This is a genomic window from Akkermansia muciniphila ATCC BAA-835 (assembly GCF_000020225.1).
GTDB lineage: Bacteria > Verrucomicrobiota > Verrucomicrobiia > Verrucomicrobiales > Akkermansiaceae > Akkermansia > Akkermansia muciniphila.
On sequence record NC_010655.1, the window covers coordinates 192,603 to 215,942 of the forward strand.

Below are 23,340 nucleotides of genomic sequence, written 5' to 3' on the forward strand. Positions count from 1 at the left end.
CGTCCCCTTTTTATTTAAAGGGACTGGCGGTCATACAGCTCCCGGTACAACGGGCATGAGGCATAAAGCTCTGCATGGGAACCGTCCCCGACGATGCGCCCGCTCTCAAACACCAGAATGCGCGTCGCCACGCGGATGGAACTGAAACGGTGGGCCACAATAAGCGCCGTCCTTCCCTCCACCAGCCGGTCCAGTTCCTGCTGGATCAGGGCCTCGCTTTCCGCATCAAGGGAAGCGGTGGCTTCATCCAGAATCAGAATGGGAGCATCCTTCAGGAAAGCGCGGGCAATCGCTATACGCTGCCGCTGGCCTCCGGACAGTCCGCTTCCTCCGTCGCCAAGCATGGTCTGGTAGCCGTCCGGCATGCCCATGATAAAGCCGTCCGCAGCTGCGGCGCGCGCCGCAGCCACCACCTCATCATCCGCAGCGTCCTGCCGTCCCAGCCGGATGTTTTCCATAATGGTGCCGTGGAACAGGACGGGGTGCTGGGAAACGAAGGCGATATTTTTGCGCACATCGTGCAGGGAAGCGTCCCTCACATCCACGCCATCCACGCGCAGGGCTCCGGAACTAACGTCATAAAACCTGGGGAGAAGGCTGGCAAATGTTGTTTTTCCGGCTCCGCTGGGCCCTACCAGCCCCACTACTTCCCCGGGGCGGATATGCACGTTTATGCCGTCCAGCACCTTGCGGGCACCGTCATAGGAGAAGGAAACGCCGTCATAGTCCAGACGACCGGCGGCGCGTCCCATAGGAACGGGGTCAGCGGCCTCCGGCATGGTATCCGGTTCTTTCAGGAGGTAATTGATGCGTTCCAGGGAAGCGTAAGCGCTCTTCAAATTGGTAAGCGTCACACCCAGCCGTTTGAGAGGGTCGTAACACATGAACAGGGCGGCGGCCAAAGCAGTAAAATCAGCCTTGGTGATGCCCATTTCATGCCCCCTTACCAGCAAAACGCCCAGCCCCAGCGCCGTCACCATTTCCAGCACGGGAACCAGGAAGTGCCTGTACTTCACCGTTCTGAGATTGATTTTGAAAAAACGCTGAATCAGCCCCAGGAAAAGATTTACCTGCTGTTCCTGCATTCCGTAGGAACGGATTTCACGCTGGGAGGCCAAATTTTCCTGGGCTGCGGCCGTAATATTGCCCAGTTCGTCCTGAGCCTGTTTGGACTTCTTCATCACGCGGCGGCCGAAAAAGCGGATGGGCCATATGGCCAGCGCAATCAGCCCCAGATTCATCAGGACTACTGCCGTATTCGGATCAACAAATACCTTGTACACCAGGAAGGCAAGGGCGGTCAGCAGAGTCAGGGGCTGCTTGATGATGTCATTGGCCGCTACCACCAGCCCCCCCTGCACGTTGGCGGCGTCATTAATTAGGCGGCTGATCAGGTCCCCCCGTTTCTGGCGGTCAATGAAGGAAAGGGGCAGCGTCTGCAATTTGGAAAAGGCGTCCAGCCTGATTGCCTCCAGCACTTTCATGCTGACGATGCTGATCCAGTACACGTTGAAGAACGTGCCTATGCCACGGACGGCGAAGACCAGAGGCAGCAGAGAGCATACGGCCAGCAGCACCGCCAGGTGCATGTGTTCCGGGGCCACCAGCCGAGCGATCATGTCCTGAAGCTCCGGTGGAATCTGTGTATTGTCAAACACCACCGGAAATACTTTGGCAATCATCAGCGGAAAGCCGAAACCGCTGGCGGCGGCAGCCAGAGCCCCGGCAGCCAGAGCGGCGATGAACAGCTTCATCACGGGCTTCAAATACCGCGCATATTCAAAAAACTGGCTTAACATGGAGCGCCTCCTTCCTCCTCCGCAACCATCTGCTGCTTATTGTAAAGTTCCCGGTACAGGGGAGAAGAAGCCATCAGCTCCTCATGCGTGCCGTCCGCAACCACACGGCCTTTCTCCAGCACCAAAATGCGGTCCGCCATGCGGATGGTGCTGAAACGGTGGGCAATAATGAACGTCGTGCGGCCGGAAGCCAGTCTCTCAATCTCCTTCTGAATCTGCTCCTCGCTCTTCATATCCAAGGAAGCCGTGGCCTCATCCAGCACCAGGATGGGAGCGTTTTTCAAAAAGGCCCTCGCCAGGGAAACGCGCTGCCGCTGGCCGCCGGAAAGGCCCTCCCCCATTTCCCCGATCATGCGGGAATACCCTTCCCCCGTCTCATTGATAAAACTGTCCACGGCGGACATGCGGCCGGCTTCCTCCACCTCCGCGTCGGAAGCGTCCGGACGGCCGATGCGTATATTGTCCGCCACGGAGCCGCGGAACAGAACGGGATACTGGGAAACCAGCGCTATGTGGGAAAGAAGTTCCTTTTTACTCATCTCCCTCACGTCGATGCCGTCCACCTTCACGCTGCCGGAAAGGACATCATAAAAACGGCACAGCAAATTAATGAAAGTCGTCTTCCCCGCTCCGCTGGGACCGACCAGGGCCACCACCTGCCCGGACGGAATGCGGAGATCAATGTTCCTCATGACAGGAGAGTCCTGCTGGTAACCGAAGCAAACGTTGCGGAACTCCACTTCCCCCTTCCATGCCGCCGGGATCCTTGGGTTTTCCGGTTCGGGAACGTCATCAGGAGCATTCAGCACGTGGTTGATGCGTTCCAGACCGGCATTAAGGGTTTCCGCCTTGTTATGGACGGCCCCCAGCTTCTTGACCGGCTCATAGCAAAGATACATGGCCGTAGCCAGCGCGGCAAAATCCCCCATGTTCATGCCGTTCATGTTGCCAACCAGCAGGGTGGCGGCCATGGCTATGGCGCTGACGAACTCAATCAAAGGGGTCAGCAGGCTCTGCCACCTGACCGCGCCGATGGATGCCTGGATGTAACGGCGGATCCTGTCCCTGAACAGCCTTATCTGCTGCTGTTCCAGTTCAAAGGCCCGGATATCCCGCTGGGAAGAAAAATTCTCCTGGAGCGTGGAGGAAAGGTCCCCCTGGCTGGACTGCACTACCCGGGCGCGGGCAAGCATTTTCCTGCCGATGTACCGGATGGGAATCACGCAAACGCCTACCAGGAGCATATTCGCCAGCAGAATAAGAAACTGCTCGCTGACGGAGGCCCTGTAAATCAGAAACCCTAACGCGGCCAAAAGAGTCAGGGGCTGGATAATAAGGTCATTGGCAATCTGTACCAGGCCGCCCTGGAGAAACTGGGTATCCTGCATCAGGCGGCTCAGCAGGTCCCCCTTCTGCTGCCGGTCATGAAAAGCCAGGGACAAATCCTGATACTTTCTGTACACCTTGAGCCGCAATGTCTCCAGCACTCCCAGCCCTATTTTGGAAAGCAAATAGACATTGACAAAAGAAGACAGGCCGCGCACCACCACCACCAGCGGGAGCATAGCCGCCGTGGCCCACACCGTCACCAGGGGCAGGTTTTCCGGGCTCACATACCACAAGAGCACCCGTTCCGCCCACGGAGGCAGCGGTTTCCCGTCAAAAATCACGGGAAACATCTCCTGTAAAATCACCGGAATGCCAAAACCGCTGGAAACAGCGGCCACAATGCCTCCGACCACCGCCCACACCAGCGTGCCCTTATAAGGAAGAAGATACTCGCGCCACAATGCCCTGGCGCGCTGGATGGAGGATTCCTGCCCCTCTGTTGACTGTTTCCTCATAAGTATTCCGGATGGCCGCGCCCGGGAACGGACGGCGCGCAATCGGCAGGGATCATACCATGAAGACCGTGAATGACAAGCTCCTTGCGATAAAAACTGCATGGGTAAATGCCTGGCGGGCAGACCTCCGGGCATCCCGGCTTGCCCGCCACCCCGTAATGGTCTACCTTTCCGTCGCATGCTGAAGACAGGATTAATCCAACCGGAAACCATTCCCGGCCACTTTCCCCGAAATCTCAGAACCATCGTGGAACTGTACCGTTCCTGCCTGGACGCAGGCGCGGAGCTCGTCCTCTGTCCGCCGCTGGCCCTCAGCGGCGTGCATACCGGGGAACTGGCTCTGCGCAGCGGCTTCCGGACCCAGCACCGGGCGACCCTGGCCTATCTGGCACGGGAAATAGCGGACGTCCCCCTGCTGCTGGGAGCGACGGACGCGGAAGGCATAAGATTCCACCTGTTGAGGAACGGCCTTTCCTTTCCCCGGCAGGCCGTTATCCCTCCCTCCCCGCATGGAAAAGAACGCGTTCCCGTCTTTGGCATCTGGAGAACGGAGGATGAGGCAGTTTTTTCCATCGCCCCGTGGGGAGAAATTCCTCCTCCGCACGTTTCCGCCACATGCCTGCTGCTCCGCACGCCTGCCAATGCATGGCATGAGGGATTGCTGGAACAGGATGAGGAAGAAGCCCACCTGACGGCGCGGGAAACAGGCCTGCCCGTATTCACGGCCCGCCTGGCCGGGGGAGAAGGTCCGTTTCTGCTGCCCGGCGCATCTTCCGTATGGTCCGGCAATGAAAATCTTCTCAAACGGCTGCGTCTTTTTGAACGGGATTCCGCCGTCATCTCACCGGAAAACTCCACAGGAACGGACTCCCCCCTGCCCTCCCCGGAACAACAGCTCCGGCACGCCCTCCGCAAAGGAATGGAAGATTTCATTCTGAAAAGCGGGTACGGGGCCGTCTGCCTGAATTTGCTGGAAAATTCCGCATCCCTCCTGTTGGCGGAACTATTGAAGGAAACGTGCCCCTCTCTGGAAGTGACGGGGTTCCTCCCCTCCCTGCCCGGCATTCCGGAAGAAACACGGGAAAGAGTTCAAGCCTTCGCCGGCACGGCTGGCATTGGCGTACGGACGGTTTCTTTCCCTGCCAAAGCCGGAGGGCTGGACGAAAAAGCTGCAATCGCGTGGCTCATGCGCCAATGGGCGGAAGAAGAAGGCGCCCTGCTGCTCTCTTCTCTGACGGGGACGGATATCATGACGGCGCCCCGCTTTCTTCCAGCCGCTTTAGCCGCGGATTTCATGCCGCTGGGGGATTTATACGAAACGGAACTGGCAAACCTGTTCCCCGGTTTTATTTCTCCCGCTCCGGAGGCCGCCAGGCGCGACGGGTTTCTCATCCGCCTGCACCGGGAACATGAATCCGCCACGGAGCTGGCGAATCGGTTCCCGGAATCGGAAAGGGAAATCCGCCGTCTGCAGCGGCAGGCCCGCGCATCCGAATGGACACGCCTGAAACTGCCGCCGCGCCTCATGCTGCGCTCCATCCCCGGAACGCAGGAAACGCCTTATATCCATCGGCTGGCAGACTGACGCGGAACCTCCCTTTTCCTCCCGTGGCATACATTGCGCTTGCTCTTGAAGAGGAAGAAGTGATTAGTAGAAGCCATGCAATTCCATGTAGCAACCATGATCGGCCGCGCCGCTTTAAGGCTGGTTGACCGGTTGGGGTCAATCGGATTGCTGCTTTATCAAGTGGCTTCATGCATGTGGTCCGGCCAATTCCGGATGCGCGTGCTTGTGGAGCAAATTGCAAAAATCGGGGTACAATCCCAGCCGGTGGTCATCATCACCGGCGCGTTCACCGGCGCGGTGCTGGAAGCCCAGACACTATTCCAGCTTCAAACGGTGAGAATGGAAACCATGGGCGGGGCCGTCGTCGCCGTGGGCATGTTCCGGGAACTGGGGCCCGTCATCACCGGGCTGATGCTTGCGGGGCGCGTCGGATCCGCCATGGCCGCGGAAATCGGCACCATGAAAGTCACGGAACAGGTGGATGCCCTTAAATCCATGAATGTGGATCCGGTAGACTACCTGGTGAAGCCGCGGATACAGGCCATGCTTATTTCCATGCCCATCCTGATGATGGAAGCCGTTCTGGTGGGCATCGCCTCCGCGTACATCGTCAGCGTCACCGCCTTTAACGTAGACCAGGCCTACTGGATGCACTTCATGAGCAAATTCGTCACCATGGGGGACATCATCGTAGCCCTGGTCAAGGCTCTTGCTTTCGGCCTCATCATTTCCACCATCTCCTGCCGGGAGGGGCTGAACACCACGAACGGCGCCGTGGGCGTAGGCAAATCCACCATGCAGGCCATGGTGTACGCTTCCGTGGCCCTGCTCATCGCCAACTTTATCCTGACCATGATCCTCAACTCTTTCTTCCCCATGGGATTCATGAGATAGCCTTTCCCCTCCGCCATGCAGCCATTCATCCGCGTCCATCAGCTCAGACAAAGCTTCGGCACCCAGAAAGTGCTGAAAGGCGTAAGCTTTGACGTGGGCAAGGGAGAACTGATGGCTTTAATAGGAGGTTCCGGAGCCGGGAAAAGCGTCATTCTGAAACATCTGGACGGCCTGATGGACCCCTTGGACGGCTATGTGGAAATAGACGGCAGGCGCATCAGCGGCGCGCCGGAAAAAATCAGAAAGCAAATCCGCAGCAACATCGGATTCATGTTCCAGCAGGGAGCCTTATTCGATTCCTTGAGCGTGGGAGAAAACGTAGCCTTCCCCCTGCGGGAGGCGGGGATCAGGGATGAAAACGAACTGGACACCCGTATCTCAGCCGCTTTGGATTCCGTAGGACTGCTGGGACAACAGGAAAAAATGCCGGCCAGCCTCTCCGGCGGCATGATCAAGCGCGTCGCCGTAGCCAGGGCAATCATTACCACTCCGGAATGCCTGCTCTATGACGAGCCCACCGCGGGCCTGGACCCCATTGTTACGGACAGCATCAGCTTCCTCATCCGGCAAATCTGCAAGGACAAAGGCATCACCACCGTCATTGTCTCCCATGACATGCCCAGCGTGATCCGCATCGCGGACAAAATCGTCTATCTCAGAAACGGTGAGGTTTACTGGACGGGAACTCCGGAAGAACTGTTGCACTCCAAAGACGAAATCCTGCAAAAATTCCTGTACGGGGACTCCGGGGAAAACTGGGCAGCCCTGTCCGGCAAAAATGAAAACTTCCAACGGGTTCTGCTGGAACGGGCGGAACGGGAACGCAAACAATAACCATCTTGCCACAGAGCCATGAAACAGAAACTTAAACCGGAAACCTGGGTAGGCATCTTTCTGATCGCCGGGATCCTGATGATTATCGGAGTCATCCTGGGATTCGGCAACATCAAAACATCCAAGGAGCAAACCTACCCCATCAACATCATTTTCAAAGATGCGGCGGGGCTCATCAAGGATTCCCAGATACGCCTGGGCGGCGTCACGGTGGGGAAAGTCACCAAAGCCCCTGAACTCCTGCCTTCCGGCAATGAAGTCATGCTGGAAGCCAGCATTCAGAGCGACGTGAAAATCCAGCAAGGGTCCGTCTTCCGGGTGGACATGCAGAACATCCTGGGCGACAAATACATCGATATCGTCCCTCCGGCCCAGCCCACGCATGAATACATCCTTCCCCATGCCACCATCATCGGTCAGCCGGAAAGCGATTTCAGCAAAATCAAAAACAATGCCGTGGGCGCCACAGAGGAAATCCTGAAAATCCTCAAGCAAATCGAGAAAAATTCGGACAACATTGACGACGCCATCCTCAATATCGGAGAGGCGGCCAAAGGGCTGGCCCAGACGACCAGGCTGATCAACGAGGGCATCCTGAACCGGGAGAACATCCAGAACCTCGGCAGCGTACTGTCTCAAATAAACCGGGCGGGAGAACAGCTCCCCGGCCTCATGGAAGAAACGCGCTCCTCGGTCGCGGCCATGAAAGACACCGTCCGGGATGCCCGCAAACTCATTGCCGGAGCTGAAGAAAAGCTCAACACTCTGGACCCCGCCGTCAAGGCAATCCCCCCTACGCTGGCCGCTCTGAGGAAAGCATCTGAACAAATCTCCTCCTTCACGGCTGATGCACGTAAAAACCAGGGCTTTCTTGGGCTGCTTATGTACGATGCTCGCTTCCGGGCCAACGCTCAGGAATTCATCCGCAATCTGAGGGATTACGGCATTCTGAGGTACCGGAATCCTAACGAACCCCAAGTCAAACCGGACCCCCGCGGCGGTTTTTCAGGAAGCCGCCGCTGAGAGACCGCACAATTCCGGGTGAAGCCGCTTTACACACTTGCCAATAGTGGGAAGCGTGCTAAATAATTTCCAATGTGAGAGGCGAAAACATGTAAGTCGACATGTTTTTCAACAGGAACCAACCCTTAATACTCTAATCAACCATGCAAGACAACCAAACCGAACTTGAAACGACCGCAGCAGCAAACGACACTTCCTGCTCCTGCCCTTCCGCCCGCGAGCTTGCCGTCACCAGATTTCAACAGGCCAGGGCTTTCGCCGCAGCTAAAGTAAACCAAATCCGCAAGGCGGCTACGGAACAGGCCAGCACCATCTGCGACTACGCCCAGGAAAAGGGAGAAGTCATCCGTGACAAGGCCAAGAAGTTCCACGAAGCAGGCGAAGAATACGTGAAGGAAAAGCCCACCCAGTCCGTGCTGATTGCCATGGGCGTGGGCCTTCTCATCGGTCTGCTTATCCGCCGTCGTTAACCCTCTCCCTTCATCCCGCGCCATGCGTGCCATGCGCATGGCGTCCTCCTTCCCCTTTCAAACCGAACCATGGGACTGATCGACAAACTCAAGCGAACCTTCGTCACCCCCCTTGTGGAGGAAAAGGAAGAAGGGATGGCCATGGTCCGGTCCCTCCGGGAAACCGGGACGGCAGCCCTGGCCCATGCGGAAGCCCTGGCCGCACTGCTCAAACTGGAACTGAAGGAAGCGTCCAACAGGCTGGGCAAAAAAACGGCCTTTCTCCTGATGGGCGCCTTCATGGCCTTCTTCGGCTATCTATTTCTGTGGTGCCTTCTGACTGTGGTCATGGCGTATTTCTGGGGAATCATCGCTGGGCTTGCCGTAACCACGGGCTTTCATCTCCTGGCCGCCGCAGCCGGGTTCATCCTTTTCAGCCGAACCCATGTAACGCCTATCGCTCCGGCGACGGCGGAAGAACTTAAAACGGATTTATCATGTCTGCAAATGGCTCTCAAGAAAAGCTCGCACTCCTGATGCGGGTAGCTTCCTCCCGGCTGGACATCGTCAATGAGGCGGACAGCCTGGTGCAAAAGACACAGCAGCAGGCCGACCACTTCCGTAAATTGAAAAAAAAGGCCATGTCCCTGCCTGTAATCGGCTCTATTGTCGGAACGGTGGGAGGCGTTCTTCTCATCCGCATGTTTGCGGGGAAAAAAAGCAATCCGGCCCCTCCCCCGCAGCCGCGCACTTCCGGAAGCTGGGTTAATTCCTCCATCTTCCGTTTCATCGTTGAAATTCTGATTACCCTGGCTTTCCCTTCCCTGAAAAAAATGGGGATCGGCCTGGCCGGCAAAAAATTCCTCAACCTGTTCAAATAACAGGCTTTTCAGGCCAATACAGCGGTTTTCTGCCACTTCTTGAAAAAGGTTCGGGAACTCCGCTGCCGTAAAAAATGGGGATGTTCCCGCGCCGTTAAATGAGAACCGCCCCATATCCTTCCCGTCTTCCAGGGAACAATAAATCATGCCTGGCGTAAAAAGCCGGCCTGCCGCGCCAGCCCCCCCGTTCCATCATCCTCCCCTTCCCCGGAAACAAACGCCCGCAGCTCTTCCGCAAAACTTCCCCTCTCGAAATTCCTCACCCGTCGCGGAACAGGGCAAAGCCGCTTTCACGGAAATCGGTACCCAGACATTTTTTGCTGGTCAAAAAAGCTCTGTTTTCGTTAGTATGCAGCTTTATCAGTTTGCTGCATTCACAACATGAGCGAATACATTTTGCCCCACGTCGACGGATATCTCAAACTTGGACAGGATTATGACTGTTCCGATATCCACCTTGCCGTCAACAGCCGTCCCACCTGGCGCCGGTTCGGCCAGCTTCTCCCCATCTGGGAGGAAGCGCCCAATCTCACGCCCCAGGACACGGAAGTGCTGGCGAGGGGCTTTCTGGAAGACCCGGAATGGAACCGCCTTCAGCAACGGGGGGACGTGGACTTCGCCTACGCCAATGACTTTGGCCGCTACCGCGCATCCGTGGTTAAACAGCGCCTGGGTTATGACATCTGCTTCCGCATCATCAACACGCGGGTGCGCACCATGGAGGAAATAGGCCTGCCGACAGAATACGTGGTGCCCCTCACCCGCTACACCAACGGTCTCATTTTAGTCACGGGCTCCGTAGGTTCCGGTAAATCCACCACGCTGGCCTCTATCGTGGATTTCATCAACCAGGACCGCCACGACCACATCATCACGCTTGAAGACCCCATCGAATACCTGATTCCCTCCAAAAACTGCCACGTCAACCAGCGTGAAGTGCATAAACATACGGAATCCTTCGCGCGGGCCCTCCGCGGAGCCCTCCGTGAAGACCCAGACGTCATCATGGTGGGCGAAATGCGCGACCTGGAAACCATCTCCCTGGCGCTCACGGCGGCAGAAACCGGCCACCTGGTGCTCGGCACCCTGCATACGGGTTCCGCAGCCCGTACGGTGGACCGCGTGCTGGACGTCTTCCCGGTGGAACAACGCGACCAGATACGCATCATGGTCAGCGAATCCCTGCGCGGCATCATCTCCCAGCAGCTGGTTCCCAGAGCAGACGGCAACGGCCGCGCTCTAGCCATTGAAATGCTGGTTAATACGCCGGCTATCGCCAACTGCATCCGCGAAGGCAAGACATTCATGATTCCCGGCTGCATCCAGACAGGGAAAGCCCAGGGCATGATCCTGATGGACGACTCGCTCCGGGCCCTGCACCAGGCGGGCCTCATCACCACGGAAGACTGCATCTTCCGCGCGGAAGACAAAACCATCATGAAATCCTTCCTGGGAATCAAGTAACCTTTAATTTTGAAACACTCCTGTTATGGCTGTCATCGACCAATACTTCAAATACCTCGTAGAAGCGGGCGGTTCCGACCTTCACCTCAGCGAAGGCCAGCCTCCTAAAGTCCGCGTTAACGGGACCATCTCCGCCATCTCCGACGAAAATCTGGAAGGCCAGGCGTTCAAAAACCTTCTCGCGGAAATATGCGATCCCCAGGCCTTCCAGAAATATCTGGAAGAAGGGGACCTGGACTTTGCCTATGAAATGGATGAAACATCCCGTTTCCGCTGCAACTACTTCAAGCAGCAGCACGGCCTGGGGGCTGTCTTCCGCCTCATTCCCACCAAAATAGCCACGCTGGAAGAACTGGGCGTGCCTACGGTCGTCAAGGAATTCGCCCATATGAGATCCGGCCTTGTACTGGTCACAGGGCCCACCGGCTCCGGTAAATCCACCACGCTGGCCGCTATCATCGACTACATCAACAGCAACCAGGCGCGGCACATCATCACCGTGGAGGAACCTATCGAATTCGTCCATCCCAATAAAAAATCCATCGTCACCCAGAGGGAAGTGCCTCTCCAGACGCCTTCCTTCGCAGACGGCCTCCGGGCTTCCCTTCGTGAAGACTCCGACATCGTGCTGGTGGGTGAAATGCGCGACCTGGAAACCATCTCCCTGGCGCTCACGGCGGCGGAAACCGGCCTTCTGGTATTCGGCACCCTGCACACGAACAACGCCAGCAAAACCATTGACCGTATCATTGACGTATTCCCGTCTGACCAGCAATCCCAGGTGCGCACCATGCTTGCGGGTTCCCTCCGCGGCGTCGTGGCGCAGCTCTTGATGAAGCGCAGCGACAAACCGGGGCGCGTAGCCGTCAATGAAATTCTCTTTGCCACGCCGGCCGTGGCGGCCATCATCCGTGAAGGCGCCACGCAGAAAATCCCTGACGTCATCGTCGGCGGCAAGGCCATGGGCATGCAATTCATGGATGACGCCATCTGGCAAAAACTCCAACAGGGCATCGTCTCCCCGGAAGAAGCCTACATGAAGTGCATTGAAAAGAAGAGATTCCGCAACTTCCTTCCTCCGGAATCCGCCCGCCTGGCAGACTCCGGCGGCGGAAACTAAGCTCTTTGCCCTCCTTCTCCTGCCATGTCTCCCACTGGAAAATTCACGCTCAGGCTTGTGATTTATGGAGCCTTCCTGCTCTATCTGGTGGGAGACTTGTTTGTCTGGCACGGCTTTCTGGCCGGCAGGATGGACGCGTACCTGAAACCGTTGCCGGGGCCGCCAGGAGACAACTCCGCCCGGATAGCGGAAGTGTACGGGGAACCCGTCACCGCCAACCAGCTTTCCCGAAGAATGACGGAACTGAAAATGCTGCGCCAGCCTCCCGTGCTGGATATGGAAGGCGGGATCAAACTTACTCATGAACTGGACATCCCCGGCGACCTGGCTCCGCGGGCCAGGTATGACCTGATCGGCTCCTCCCTTCTGCGCCTGAAAACCAGCGTCAATGACCTCCAGCTCCCCAACCGCAACGCGGAAGCGGCACGCGCCGTGGAACAAATCCGGTCCCGTTTTGACGGAGACACGGAACAATACCTGAAAACCCTGCATGGTCAGAAATTGACGCAGGAACAATTTCAAAAAAAAATAGCGGCCAGGCTCAAACAGACGGAACAGCTCTACCGGGCAACCGCCCAGGCGGCGGAAGCGTCCGACGAAGACCTGAAAACCTACTACAACCTGATCCGGGACCAGCTCACCCCTCCTGATCTGCGGAAAACCAGGCACATCTTCCTGGCTACCCTGAACAGGGAAGAAGCCCAGGTCCGGCAAACCGCGGAAACGCTGCTGGAGCGGCTGAAGGCAGGGGAATCCTTCTCCCGGCTCGCCAGGGAATTCAGTGAAGACGAACGTTCCGCTCCCGCAGGCGGGGAACTCGGCTGGATAAGCCCCGCCCGCGCCAAGGAAACCCTGGGTCTGGCGTTGGCAGACGTCCCGGACAACAGGCCGGTACTTCTCAAAAGCCGGTGGGGGTGGCACCTTGTGGAAGCATCCCCTGTCAAAAAAGGGAAAACGCCATCCTATGAAGAAGCGCTTCCGGCCCTGAGGGATGCAGCCCGGAGCCTCAGAAAAGCTCAAGCCGTGGGATTGTACATGGACGGCCTTTTTGAAGAAGCCCATCTCAGAAACCGCATTAAAAACAAGCAGGGCCGCTGACGCCCCAATTCCGACAAACGGGCCTTCGCAAAAATCGGAAACATCAGGCCCGCCTGCCTTTACACCTGAACATTCCCGCAGGCCCTCCGGCTTCCAGACCGGGGCGTTCCTCCTTTCCCGTAAAAGCCGGGCGTTCCCGGAAATAGCCATCTTCCCTGCGGACGGCCTCCGGCAGTCATGAAACACCCGCACGAGATGAGGAAAGGCGGCATCTTTCTTCTTATTTGCCTTTCCTGACGAATTCCGCTTGCTTTCAAACGCGGGATGAACTAAATTCTTTCCGGTATTTCCCACGGGGTATTAGCTCAGTTGGTAGAGCGTCTCGTTCGCAATGAGAAGGTCAGGGGTTCGAATCCCCTATACTCCACCATCCATCTCTCTTTCCCGCTACTGTTTTTTATTCGGGAATAACGGGTAGCCTTATGAATGGTAACTTATTTAAAATTGTACTGGTTTCAGTCGTTGCCATTCTTTTAGCCATCATAGGCGGCATCATGTCGGCGGACGGCGATCCCTTTTCTATAGTTCTGGCTGTTTCCCCCTTTATCCTGGCCGCCTTATTCCTGATGAAGGGAAAAGTGTGGTATCTGTGGATACTGATACCCATTCTTTTCCTGCCCATCCCCTCCTTAAGGGATTACGCTCCCCTTCTTGCTTACGGAATAACCCTTCCTTGTTACTTGTGGAACGCCATGCTCAGGCGTTCAAGCTTGACGTGGAATTCCGCCCCCCTTCTGGACGCTGTCGTCCTCGTGCTGTTCATGCACGTGGGCTATATCTTCCTGAGCCACCCTTTCGCTCTGGGGCTGGATGTGCTGGAAGACTACTACGGAGGCAAGGGATACATCCTTTTCCTCCAGGCCCTCCTGGCCTATCTCTGCCTATCCTCGTTAAAAACGACCAGCCATGAACTGGGCAAGGTGCTTCAATGGGCTGTTTTCCTGACCATCGTTTTTACCCTTATCCTAACCGCCCGGAGCCTCCTTTCTCCGGATAGCGCCGGGGCGGATCTTGCCGCGAGCGCGGGCTCCGCAGGCACACTCTCCGAAAACTCCCGGAACTCTTCCTTCCTCAGAATTTCTATCTTGGTGATGCAGCTGCTCATCATCAACTACTCCGTGTGGCAGATGATCAAGCGTCCCTGGTGGGGGGCGTTGCTTCTTCTTGGAACCGTTGGCATCCTGTTAAGCGGATTTCGCTCCGCCATGGCCCAGGTTCTGTTCCTGTTCTTCACCATATCCCTAATTTACAGAAGATGGTTCTTCTGCCTTCTGGCTCCCGTCCTCGGAGTGCTATTGCTCTTGCTGCTCTCCTCTGCGGGCATGCTCCATTCTCTGCCTTTCGGCATCCAGAGAACCCTCTCAGCCGTTCCTTTCCTGGACGTCAGCGCGCAAGCCAAGGCAAACGCCGAAGACTCCATCAACTGGCGCTTTGAAATGTGGAGCTGGGCTCTGGATGACCGTGAACACTTTATTCAGGACAAAATATTCGGAGACGGCTTTTCACGGGACATCAGCATCGTGAAAGCCAATGTATATGAAGAAGCCTACAACCTGAGCAAAGACCAAAGCGCCTTTGCGTGGAACGGCCAATGGCACAGCGGCCCCATTTCCACGATTCAAACGCTCGGCTACATAGGGATTTCCCTGTACCTTATCCTGTCCGTCGTTGGCATGACCTACGCATGGATCGTCAGTAGAATTTACCGCAACCATCAATACAAGCTCGGCATCCTGTATGTTTCCGCCGTCTATTTCACCAAACCAATCTTCTTTTTCCTGATCTTTGGGGAAAGCATCACTATTGCGATGGACATCATATCCCTGGCCATCATCAAAGTACTCTACTCCTGCGCCAAGAGGGAGGGCCTCTATGTATCTCTCCATGTCCGCAAGGAATACATGCCGCTCATGATCCGGAAAACACAGGAAAAACGGCAAGCCGCCGCAACGGCATCCATTTCCGGCTGACTGTTCCTTCCCGGGAAAAACAGGCGTCCCCTATGCTTGAGGCTGGACTAATTCAAAGGGAGTTGCTACCTTTCGGGGCGGTTCCTTTTCCCATGGCAGCAGATACTTCCCATCATATCATCGGCCTCATTCCGTCACGCTGGGGTTCCTCCAGATTTCCGGGCAAGCCCCTTCATCCCATTGCAGGAAAACCTCTTGTCCAGCACGTATGGGAACGCGTCTGCCGCTGTTCCCGCCTGGACGCCATCGCCATCGCCACGGACGACCAGCGCATTTTTGACGCCGCCGTATCCTTTGGAGCCAGGGCCATCATGACCTCTCCGGACCATCCCAGCGGCAGTGACCGCCTGGCGGAAGCGGTACGTTCCTTCCCTGCCGCCACCCATGTCGTCAATATTCAGGGGGACGAACCTCTCATTGACCCGGCCCTGATTGACAGGCTGGCGGAAGCCCTGGTCTCGGACGAAGCCCTCTCCATGGCCACCGTCGCCTGCCCCATCAGCACCCGGGAGGATCTGGACAACCCGAACATTGTCAAAGTGGCCCTTGCCCGTAACGGAGACGCCCTGTACTTCTCCCGTTCCGTCATTCCCTATGCCCGCCACCCCCGCGTAGCACCGCCTTTGCGCCATCTGGGTATTTACGCCTACCGCCGCGACTTCCTTGAAAACTATGTGCGCTGGGCCCCGACCCCCCTGGAACAGACGGAATCCCTGGAACAACTGCGCGCACTGGAAAACGGGGCCAGAATCCGGGTCATCCTGACGGACCACGTCAGTGTGGGCGTGGATACGCCGGAACAGGCGGAACAGGTGGAACAAATCTTATTAAACATACACTAGGAAGCAAATCATGAAATATATCTTCGTCACAGGCGGTGTTGTCTCCTCTCTCGGCAAAGGACTGGCGGCGGCATCCATCGGCACGCTGCTGGAACGCTGCGGACTCAAGGTAACCCTTCAAAAATTCGACCCCTACCTGAATGTGGACCCCGGAACGATGAGCCCGTTCCAGCACGGGGAAGTGTACGTCTTGAACGACGGAGCGGAAACGGACCTGGACCTGGGCCATTACGAACGCTTCGTCCATTGCAGCCTCTCCCGGCTCAACAACCTCACTTCCGGACAGGTCTTTGAAAGCGTGCTGCGGAAGGAACGCCGGGGAGACTATCTGGGAAAAACGGTTCAATACATTCCGCATGTCACGGATGAAATCAAAAACCGCCTCTATGAAGTCACGGAAAAATCAGACGTGGACATCATCATCACGGAAATCGGCGGCACGGTCGGGGACATGGAAGGCCACATTTTCCTGGAAGCCCTGCGCCAATTCGCCCTGGAAGTGGGCCGTGACAACGTCTGCTTCATTCACGTCACCCTGCTCCCCTATATCAAGGCCGCCGGGGAAATGAAAACGAAGCCCACCCAGCAATCCGTCGCCAAGCTCCGGGAAATCGGCATCCAGCCGGACGTGATCATCTGCCGGACGGAATACGACATGAGTGAAGACGAACGCCGCAAAATCGCCATGTTCTGCAACGTGGAAGCCAAAAACGTCATTGCCTTCCGCGACGTCAAAAACACCATCTACGAATGCCCCCTGGATCTCAGCCAGGATAAAATAGACCGCATTGTCACCAGGCGGCTGGGACTGGACGTTCCGGCGCCCAATCTGGCGGACTGGCAGCGTTACGTCGGCAGGGTCATCAGCCCCAGCCACTCCATCAGGATTGCCGTAGTAGGTAAATACATCGCTCTCCAGGACGCCTACAAATCCATCTATGAATCCTTCACTCACGCCGGTGCGGAAAATGACGCCCGCGTGGAAATTCTCCGGATAGACGCGGAAGAAATTGAGGAAAAGGGCGCGGAGGCCATGATTGGCTCCGTGGACGGCATTCTGGTGCCGGGCGGCTTTGGAGACCGCGGCATTGAAGGAAAAATCCAGACGGTGGAATACGCGCGCACCAAAGGAATCCCGTTCCTGGGCATTTGCCTGGGCATGCAGGTGGCCGTCATTGAGTACGCACGCCACATCTGCGGCATGGATGACGCCAACTCCACGGAATTCGACCAGAAAACCACCCACCCAGTCATCAGCCTCCAGGAAGAGCAAAAAGGCATCAAGGCCATGGGAGCCACCATGCGCCTGGGCGCCTACAAGGCCCTGATCCAGCCCGGAACGCTGGCGCACAAGCTTTACGGCAAGGACAGCGTTACGGAACGCCACCGCCACCGGTACGAATTCAACCCGGCCTACCGCGACGAACTGGAAAACGCGGGGCTGGTCATCAGCGCCGTCAATGACGAACACGGACTGGTGGAAGTCGTGGAACTTCCCGATCATCCCTTCTTCATCGCCTGCCAGTACCATCCGGAATTCCAGTCCGCTCCCAACCGGGCCCACCCGCTCTTTTCCGGCCTGGTTTCAGCCGCGCTGGAGCACAAGAGCCACTCCTGACCCTTTCATTAAGCCCGGGGCCTTTTCCGGAATTTCCATTCCGGAAAAGGCCTTCTCTTTCCAGGCATGCTCACGGACCTTTTCGTCATCGTCATTTACTTTCTTGCTATCTTCTGCATTGGCATTTATGCGGGACGAAAGCAAAACTCCCTGACAGACTATGCCCTGGGCAACCGCTCCCTGCCCTGGTGGGCTATTCTGGCCTCTATCCTGGCGGCGGAAATCAGCGCGGCCACCTTCCTGGGGGCTCCCGGAGAAGGGTACCATACCCGCAACTTCACATACGCCCAGCTCTGCATCGGCACCATCCTGGGCCGCATCATCGTCGGCAGGCTCTTTCTCAAGCCCTATTATGACTACAAGGTTGTTTCCATCTATGAATACCTGGAAAAAAGATTCGGGCTCCTGACGCGGCGGACAGCCTCCATGGTCTTCCTGATCAGCCGGGTGCTCGCCAGCGGAACCAGGCTCTATTTCGCGGGCATTCTGCTGGTCATTGCCTACCAGTTCCTGACAGGCGTCACGGCAGACGCCGACCAGATTGTCCTGCTCTACATTGCCGCCCTGGTTGCCATCTCCGTCGCCACGACAATTTATACCGCGATCGGAGGATTGAAAGCCGTCGTCTGGACGGACGTCCTCCAGGCCGTCGTTCTGGGAGTCTCCATGCTTTCCGCCCTGTGGGTACTGTTCTCCCATATCCCCGGAGGGTGGAGCTCCATCTCCGCCGCCATGAATGGCGGAGACGATTGGAAATTCTTCTCCTGGGGAACCGGAGAAGGCCTGGACTTCCTCCAACAAGGCGCCCGCGTGCTGGGCCAGGAATACACGGTGTGGGCAGCCTTCCTGGGAGCAACCTTCATCACCATGGCTACGCATGGCACGGACCAGGACATGGTGCAGCGCATGCTGGCGGCAAAAAACAGCAAGGCGGGAACGCGTGCAGTCATCGTATCCGGCTTGCTGGACTTCCCCATCGTCATCATTTTCCTCTTCACGGGCATTCTTCTCTATGTCTTCTACCAATACAACCCGGCAAACCTCCCTGCAGACACGCCGCAGCTGCATGTGTTTCCCTACTTCATCATCCATGAACTTCCCAACGGCATCCGCGGGCTGCTGATCGCCGGACTTCTGGCGACGGCCATGGGCTCCCTCTCCACGGCTCTAAACTCCCTGGCGACTACCGCCACCAAGGACTGGTACCAGGGGATATTCAAACCGGAAGCCACGGAACGGCAGCTGCTCCGGTGCGTGCGCTGGGGAACGGCCGTTTTCTCCCTGCTGCTCATCCTCGTGGGTTCCATCACAGCGTGGTATGTGGTGCATCACCCGGAAGTCCGCATCATCCAAATAGCCCTGGGCATTTTCGGCTATACCTATGGCTCCCTGCTTGGCATTTTCCTGTTGGGAATGCTGACCCGCACCAGAGGCAGCGACTCAGGAAACATCATTGCCATGGCGGCAGGATTCTTTGTCATCGCTTTACTGACGGAACTCATCCCTCTGCCCTCCGGCTGGCAACAATATGTTCCGGAAATAGCATTTCCGTGGCGCGTTACCATCGGAACTCTGGTTACTTTTACCGTCGGCTTCTGTTTCAGAAAACGCCGCCTTCCCATGCGCTGAACGGTGAACGCCGTTACTTGGCCACGTTCATGTTCCGCATTCCCCTTCAAACCGCCCCGTCAATGGGAGTAAAGGTGCAAGCGAAAAATAGGGGATTAGGGGATAAAAATCCCTGAGGGGGGGCGCTCCCTGTCCAACGGGTGCGCCGGAACTCCTTCTCCCGGACACAAAAGCGCCGCTTTCCCGGAAAGGGAAAGCGGCGTGAAACGGAATGGAAACACGCTCCCTCCGCTACACTTCTTCGGGGGACAGCCAGCGGAAGGAAACGATGTTGAACTTTCTTCCAAACGCCTTGTTCACGGCGCTCAGCTCCGTATCCTCCAGCGCGCCGCTCTTCATGTTGACCTGCCGGGCCGGAGTTTCCGGGCTGTTCACCGGATCCACGTAGTTGATCCCCCTCTGCACCACCGCTTCGCACCACGCGCGCGACAGCACCACTCCTTCGCGGTTGGCCAGCTCTCCGTAGGCGCGCACCGTAAACGTATCGTCCCTCGTCGTCAGGATGTTGCCCAGCACCGCCAGCACGTCAGACTGGATCAGGTAGCCGGGGGCGGCCGTATACACCGATCCCCTGGCCGCGTCCTGGTTCGGGTAGCCTCCCTTGGGCGCGATCACCATGTCGGAAAGTTCGTCAAACGTGCTGTTGATGGAGCTCTCGTCAATAGCCGCCTGAAGCGCTCCCTTCACCCCCATTTCCCCGCTCTGCAGACGGCGGTTGACAAAGTCGGACATGTTCAGGAAGGGGCCTCTCTTTTTGACCTCCTTGACCATGTTCCGGGCCAGGGACCTGATTTGCGTGTCGCTCAGGGTTCTCAGGTCCGACCACGCCATAGCCTCCCCGTCCGGGATGCCCTGGGTCACCCCTATCGAACCATAGTCGTCCACGTGGGACTTGTCGCTGCTGGCCACTCCGAAACGGGAAAAGGACGTCTGGGAGTTGTTGAGCACGGAGGGCCTGCCGCTCCTGGAATAGAGAATCTTGCGCTTCTTGAGCCCCAGGAGGGTGGCTTCCCAGGCGCGCTGGGAGGTGGAGTTGACATTGAATCCTCCGGCGACGGTGAGGTACTTGGAGGCATGCTTGTAGCCTTCGTCCGTTCTGGCGAGTTCTTCGACGACAGCTTCCGAGGGTTTGCCCTGAAGGTCGGGCAGGAAGCGGCGGTTGGCGATACCTGAAGCCCTGTTGGATGAAGCGTCCGTAGAGAAAGCCTGCTGAAGCACGGTTTTAAGTTCTTCCCTGCCCGTGCCCCCAAGGCTGGAAGGACGGGCGGCCAGGGAGGAGGCGAACCAGGAGTCCCAGAGGGCGTCGTTGATCATCAGGCCGTGGTCCCAGAAGTCCCCCAGGGCGGCGTCCCCCATGATTTCGTTGTGGGAGAAAACCTTGTCGGCAGGAAGCATGGGATCGGCAAAAGCATTGCCGATGCCTACGCCCGGCACGCCGGACTGGTAGGCGAAGCGTTTGGCGATAGCCGCCCTGGAGTCGCTCCTGTACCATCCCGGGGTGAGGCGGCATCCGGCAAAGCCGGCCAGGCTGGAGGGCTGCTGGAAGGGAAGCTCCGCGGCGACAATCTTGTTGACCTGCTCGGCTCCCGGTCCTCCGAAGGGGGAGAGCCTGGTGCCGTCATTGGAGAGGATGTTGGAGATGGTAATCGGGAAGAAATCGCTGTTGGCGTTCTTGACTTCAAACTGGTACGGGCTGTAGAGGCGCCCCAGTTCGGAGGCGGTGGGCATCTGGCCTCCCCAGAAAAGGGGGCTGGAGTGCTGCCATGTCTTGGCCCGGTAGTCCTTGCCCTCCGGATAGGCTCCTATCACGGGGGGCTTGCCCCATTTTACCGATACTCCATAGTAGGCGACAAACGTGGAGTCCAAAGAGGGCGTGCCGTATTCGCCCGCTTTTTTAGCTTCTTCATTGGTCCCTTCGTTGCGTTCCCACATTTCTGCGGGAAGTTTAATTTGGTCAACAAGAGGTTTTTCCCAGGCACCCCAGTTCAGGTTGAGGATGGCCGGCATGGTCTTGGAGAAAATTTCTATTTCCGCCGTGCTTTTCCCATTCAGGGAAGAGGAACTGTTCATTTTGTTGGGATCCATCAGGCCGGCCCCCATCACGAAGGTTCCCAGGGCTTTGGAGGCACCCTTGTCTCCGTATTTGACGGCGAGAACATGATTGTCCGGCGTTCCGTTGAGCCGGCTGGTATCTTCCGCGAAGATAACGGAAGCCTTGGCAATACCTACCTGGTTATATCCGCTGCCGTCCAGAAGTTCATAACGGACGCCGTCCGTCAGGTTGACGGCATAAGAGCTGACTTGTCCCGGTTCCTGGGACCATCCCTCTTTGAGCGGGAATCTGTCCGGTTTGAAATCACCGCTGTTGGGCTTTGTTTTGTAAACTTCGTTACCGTTGGCGATATTGGAAACGACCGGCTGGGCAAAGACGACGATCTCGCCTGCTTTCAAGGTGGAAGGCTCTCCCTTGACGGTGGAACCGTCACTGTTAAGTTTGGCCGTAGTTCGGAAAGAGGCGCCGAAATCCGCCACCTGGCGGTTGTTATAAGAAGCGTTCAAATAGGGGATCAGGCAGGATTCTCCATAATTGGAGAGTGCATTCTCATCCAGTTGGTTCCATGCGAATTTAACATTATGGGAAAGCAGCAGGGGCATGAAGCGGTGCTCGCCGAAGTAGGCGCCCCAGACACCTCCGTTGGCCCCGGTCAGCTTCATATCCACATTATAAGGATTCCACCAGACGTACACGGGAATGACGGCAATACGGAAGTCGATCCATCCTCCACGGTTGGGATGCTTGTTGCCGTGTTTGACGTAGTTAAGTCCTACAAAGGAATAAAAGCGCAGCAGGATGGGATGGCGCATGTACGTGTAGCGGTTGTCCATCATTTCCATGCTGGCTGCGGAGTCCGCCGCAATCAGCGTGCTGGGAGCGCTTCCATTCCATTGAAGGGTGGCGGAGGCATCCTGGCCTTCCCTCTTCGTGGAGGAGTCCCACACGTTCGCCCACAGGTAAAGCTGGTTCCAGGAGCCGATCGGCCGGTTCTGGTCCGACGGGTTGCCGTCCTCGGACGTGTACGGACGCAACCCTATGTCCGCCGTATCGCCGCGAAATTCTTCAGGAAGTTTTTCCTGGGAAAACATAATGTTGAGGTCTTTCTTAAGACCGCCGAATTTAGAATCCGTCAGCAAACTGGAAGAAACCAGAGAGATGTCGTGGTAAACGTCACCCAAATCCTTCAAACGTCCGTTTTTATTGTTGGCCAGCAGAGAATCAAGAGAGATAAGCTTTCTGACTGCGGACATGTCGTTCCCGGATCCCGCCGTCATTACGGAAGAAAGATTGAGAGACTCCAGATCGGGGCCGGGCGTATCCCAGGTGGAACGCAGCACCGTCAGGGCATCCGTACTTTCTTCAGAAGCATGCGGCATCAAATTGATACGCGCTTTCTGGTTTTCCCCCGTGACCCACCAGGCTATATATTTACGGGAGTTAGCATTCTTTTTCAGTCCTGTGGTCTTGGAGGAATCATCTACGCGCACCATGCGGGCGTAGATTTCCTTTTTATCCTGATTCCTGGCTCCAACGGGTGTCCCTATCGTGCCTGGTCCCACCAGGGCGACGCTGCGGAAGTTCTGGTTAGAGAGAGAACGTTTGCCCAACAGGTTTTTACCCGCTTCCAGAGAACTGAGCCTGCGCAAATCAGGGTCGGAAATGAGCCAGCGGCGGAACATGGATTTTCTTCCTGTATCATAGGTGGCCGAGATGTTCATACCCTCGGAGTTATTCGTATTGAGCCAGGAATCCCAGCTGTTCCAGACACCCAGAATATAAGGGGCGTTTCCTTCGCTGGTTCCGGAAGAAAGAATGCCGGAATTGGCGGAAACACGCTGGTCAGGGCCCAATTCACACTGAAGCTGGCCCAAAGCTACTTCCAGGGAAAATCTGGCGAGGGATTTGGCCTCCGCCGCAAAAAGCTGTTTCTCGGAAATACGGACCTGTGAAGATGCAATGGTTAAAAGGCCGACGCTGAGGAGGGCTAAAAGCATCATCAGGGTAATGGTGGCAATCAGGGCAAACCCCTTGCTGACATGCCTGACAGGACGTTTAGTGAAAAGTTTGATCTTCATGAAAATGATGGGTTTCGGCAGGCCCCTTTCCGTTCGAGTGTGAGGAGGAAAAACCTCTGCTGTCACAAAGGTGCGAAGAGCCAATTCTTAACTCTAGCCAATACAAAAAAGAGGCAGTTCATGCAAGCTCAAAGTTGGTTCAACAGGGCACACGTTGAGCAGAGCAAACAGGCTCCG

17 protein-coding genes and 1 tRNA gene are annotated in these 23,340 nt (G+C 56.9%); 15 read left to right on the forward strand and 3 right to left on the reverse strand.

Annotation, left to right across the window (positions count from 1 at the left end; genetic code table 11):
• Nucleotides 1-14: 14 nt before the first annotated feature.
• Both AMUC_RS00905 and AMUC_RS00910 read right to left on the reverse strand, forming a co-directional pair.
• Complete coding sequence (locus tag AMUC_RS00905; RefSeq protein WP_012419215.1) at nt 15-1,799, reverse strand: ABC transporter ATP-binding protein; 1,785 nt, start codon at nt 1,797-1,799, stop codon at nt 15-17.
• Nucleotides 1,793-3,643, reverse strand: a complete 1,851-nt coding sequence (locus AMUC_RS00910) for an ABC transporter ATP-binding protein (RefSeq protein ID WP_012419216.1) — start codon at nt 3,641-3,643, stop codon at nt 1,793-1,795. Before AMUC_RS00910 ends, AMUC_RS00905 begins: the two co-directional genes overlap by 7 nt.
• A 178-nt stretch (nt 3,644-3,821) precedes the next feature.
• On the opposite strand from AMUC_RS00910, the gene AMUC_RS00915 reads away from it, so the two are divergent.
• The 15 genes from AMUC_RS00915 (at nt 3,822) to AMUC_RS00985 (ending at nt 19,032) form a co-directional block, all read left to right on the forward strand.
• On the forward strand, nt 3,822-5,228 hold the full coding sequence (locus tag AMUC_RS00915; protein WP_012419217.1) for a hypothetical protein: 1,407 nt from the start codon (nt 3,822-3,824) through the stop codon (nt 5,226-5,228).
• A gap of 75 nt (nt 5,229-5,303) precedes the next feature.
• Complete coding sequence (locus AMUC_RS00920) at nt 5,304-6,104, forward strand: MlaE family ABC transporter permease (protein WP_012419218.1); 801 nt, start codon at nt 5,304-5,306, stop codon at nt 6,102-6,104.
• Between the two features lie 15 nt (nt 6,105-6,119).
• Nucleotides 6,120-6,938: an ABC transporter ATP-binding protein gene (locus tag AMUC_RS00925; RefSeq protein ID WP_012419219.1), complete on the forward strand. Its 819-nt coding sequence runs from the start codon at nt 6,120-6,122 to the stop codon at nt 6,936-6,938.
• Between the two features lie 18 nt (nt 6,939-6,956).
• Nucleotides 6,957-7,961, forward strand: coding sequence for an MlaD family protein (locus AMUC_RS00930; protein ID WP_012419220.1), 1,005 nt, complete (start codon nt 6,957-6,959; stop codon nt 7,959-7,961).
• A gap of 143 nt (nt 7,962-8,104) precedes the next feature.
• Nucleotides 8,105-8,431, forward strand: a complete 327-nt coding sequence (locus AMUC_RS00935; protein WP_012419221.1) for an ElaB/YgaM/YqjD family protein — start codon at nt 8,105-8,107, stop codon at nt 8,429-8,431.
• 69 nt (nt 8,432-8,500) lie between these two features.
• A complete protein-coding gene (locus AMUC_RS00940; RefSeq protein WP_012419222.1) occupies nt 8,501-8,947 on the forward strand; it encodes a phage holin family protein in 447 nt (148 codons plus the stop codon).
• Entirely contained in the window at nt 8,947-9,291 is a 345-nt protein-coding gene (locus tag AMUC_RS00945) for a hypothetical protein (protein ID WP_012419223.1), read from the forward strand. The genes AMUC_RS00940 and AMUC_RS00945 overlap by 1 nt, the downstream gene beginning before the upstream one ends.
• 381 nt (nt 9,292-9,672) lie before the next feature.
• Nucleotides 9,673-10,755: a type IV pilus twitching motility protein PilT gene (locus tag AMUC_RS00950; protein WP_012419224.1), complete on the forward strand. Its 1,083-nt coding sequence runs from the start codon at nt 9,673-9,675 to the stop codon at nt 10,753-10,755.
• Between the two features lie 25 nt (nt 10,756-10,780).
• A complete protein-coding gene (locus AMUC_RS00955; RefSeq protein ID WP_012419225.1) occupies nt 10,781-11,875 on the forward strand; it encodes a type IV pilus twitching motility protein PilT in 1,095 nt (364 codons plus the stop codon).
• A gap of 24 nt (nt 11,876-11,899) precedes the next feature.
• On the forward strand, nt 11,900-12,973 hold the full coding sequence (locus tag AMUC_RS00960; RefSeq protein ID WP_012419226.1) for a peptidylprolyl isomerase: 1,074 nt from the start codon (nt 11,900-11,902) through the stop codon (nt 12,971-12,973).
• A gap of 294 nt (nt 12,974-13,267) precedes the next feature.
• Nucleotides 13,268-13,343 (forward strand) — tRNA-Ala (locus AMUC_RS00965).
• A 52-nt stretch (nt 13,344-13,395) separates the two neighbouring features.
• On the forward strand, nt 13,396-14,943 hold the full coding sequence (locus AMUC_RS00970; protein WP_012419227.1) for an O-antigen ligase family protein: 1,548 nt from the start codon (nt 13,396-13,398) through the stop codon (nt 14,941-14,943).
• Nucleotides 14,944-15,035: 92 nt separating this feature from the next.
• On the forward strand, nt 15,036-15,785 hold the full coding sequence (gene kdsB, locus AMUC_RS00975; RefSeq protein ID WP_012419228.1) for a 3-deoxy-manno-octulosonate cytidylyltransferase: 750 nt from the start codon (nt 15,036-15,038) through the stop codon (nt 15,783-15,785).
• A 10-nt stretch (nt 15,786-15,795) separates the two neighbouring features.
• A complete protein-coding gene (gene pyrG, locus AMUC_RS00980) occupies nt 15,796-17,403 on the forward strand; it encodes a CTP synthase (RefSeq protein WP_012419229.1) in 1,608 nt (535 codons plus the stop codon).
• Nucleotides 17,404-17,469: 66 nt separating this feature from the next.
• Nucleotides 17,470-19,032 carry a sodium:solute symporter gene (locus AMUC_RS00985; protein ID WP_012419230.1) on the forward strand — a complete coding sequence of 521 codons (1,563 nt, stop codon included), beginning with the start codon at nt 17,470-17,472 and terminating at the stop codon, nt 19,030-19,032.
• A 231-nt stretch (nt 19,033-19,263) separates the two neighbouring features.
• On the opposite strand, the gene AMUC_RS00990 is transcribed toward AMUC_RS00985, so the two are convergent.
• Nucleotides 19,264-23,163 (reverse strand): hypothetical protein, encoded by a 3,900-nt coding sequence (locus AMUC_RS00990; protein ID WP_012419231.1) that lies wholly within the window; start codon nt 23,161-23,163, stop codon nt 19,264-19,266.
• Nucleotides 23,164-23,340: the final 177 nt, after the last annotated feature.

What these genes read in the sequence shown, in the direction of transcription:
- AMUC_RS00985 (WP_012419230.1), top strand. Translation starts at nt 17,470, where the DNA reads ATGCTCACGGACCTTTTCGTCATCGTCATTTACTTTCTTGCTATCTTC.
- AMUC_RS00920 (WP_012419218.1), top strand. Translation starts at nt 5,304, where the DNA reads ATGCAATTCCATGTAGCAACCATGATCGGCCGCGCCGCTTTAAGGCTG.
- AMUC_RS00940 (WP_012419222.1), top strand. Translation starts at nt 8,501, where the DNA reads ATGGGACTGATCGACAAACTCAAGCGAACCTTCGTCACCCCCCTTGTG.
- AMUC_RS00935 (WP_012419221.1), top strand. Translation starts at nt 8,105, where the DNA reads ATGCAAGACAACCAAACCGAACTTGAAACGACCGCAGCAGCAAACGAC.
- AMUC_RS00945 (WP_012419223.1), top strand. Translation starts at nt 8,947, where the DNA reads ATGCGGGTAGCTTCCTCCCGGCTGGACATCGTCAATGAGGCGGACAGC.
- pyrG (WP_012419229.1), top strand. Translation starts at nt 15,796, where the DNA reads ATGAAATATATCTTCGTCACAGGCGGTGTTGTCTCCTCTCTCGGCAAA.
- AMUC_RS00970 (WP_012419227.1), top strand. Translation starts at nt 13,396, where the DNA reads ATGAATGGTAACTTATTTAAAATTGTACTGGTTTCAGTCGTTGCCATT.
- AMUC_RS00950 (WP_012419224.1), top strand. Translation starts at nt 9,673, where the DNA reads ATGAGCGAATACATTTTGCCCCACGTCGACGGATATCTCAAACTTGGA.
- AMUC_RS00910 (WP_012419216.1), bottom strand. Translation starts at nt 3,643, where the DNA reads ATGAGGAAACAGTCAACAGAGGGGCAGGAATCCTCCATCCAGCGCGCC.
- AMUC_RS00905 (WP_012419215.1), bottom strand. Translation starts at nt 1,799, where the DNA reads ATGTTAAGCCAGTTTTTTGAATATGCGCGGTATTTGAAGCCCGTGATG.
- AMUC_RS00990 (WP_012419231.1), bottom strand. Translation starts at nt 23,163, where the DNA reads ATGAAGATCAAACTTTTCACTAAACGTCCTGTCAGGCATGTCAGCAAG.
- kdsB (WP_012419228.1), top strand. Translation starts at nt 15,036, where the DNA reads ATGGCAGCAGATACTTCCCATCATATCATCGGCCTCATTCCGTCACGC.
- AMUC_RS00960 (WP_012419226.1), top strand. Translation starts at nt 11,900, where the DNA reads ATGTCTCCCACTGGAAAATTCACGCTCAGGCTTGTGATTTATGGAGCC.
- AMUC_RS00930 (WP_012419220.1), top strand. Translation starts at nt 6,957, where the DNA reads ATGAAACAGAAACTTAAACCGGAAACCTGGGTAGGCATCTTTCTGATC.
- AMUC_RS00955 (WP_012419225.1), top strand. Translation starts at nt 10,781, where the DNA reads ATGGCTGTCATCGACCAATACTTCAAATACCTCGTAGAAGCGGGCGGT.
- AMUC_RS00925 (WP_012419219.1), top strand. Translation starts at nt 6,120, where the DNA reads ATGCAGCCATTCATCCGCGTCCATCAGCTCAGACAAAGCTTCGGCACC.
- AMUC_RS00915 (WP_012419217.1), top strand. Translation starts at nt 3,822, where the DNA reads ATGCTGAAGACAGGATTAATCCAACCGGAAACCATTCCCGGCCACTTT.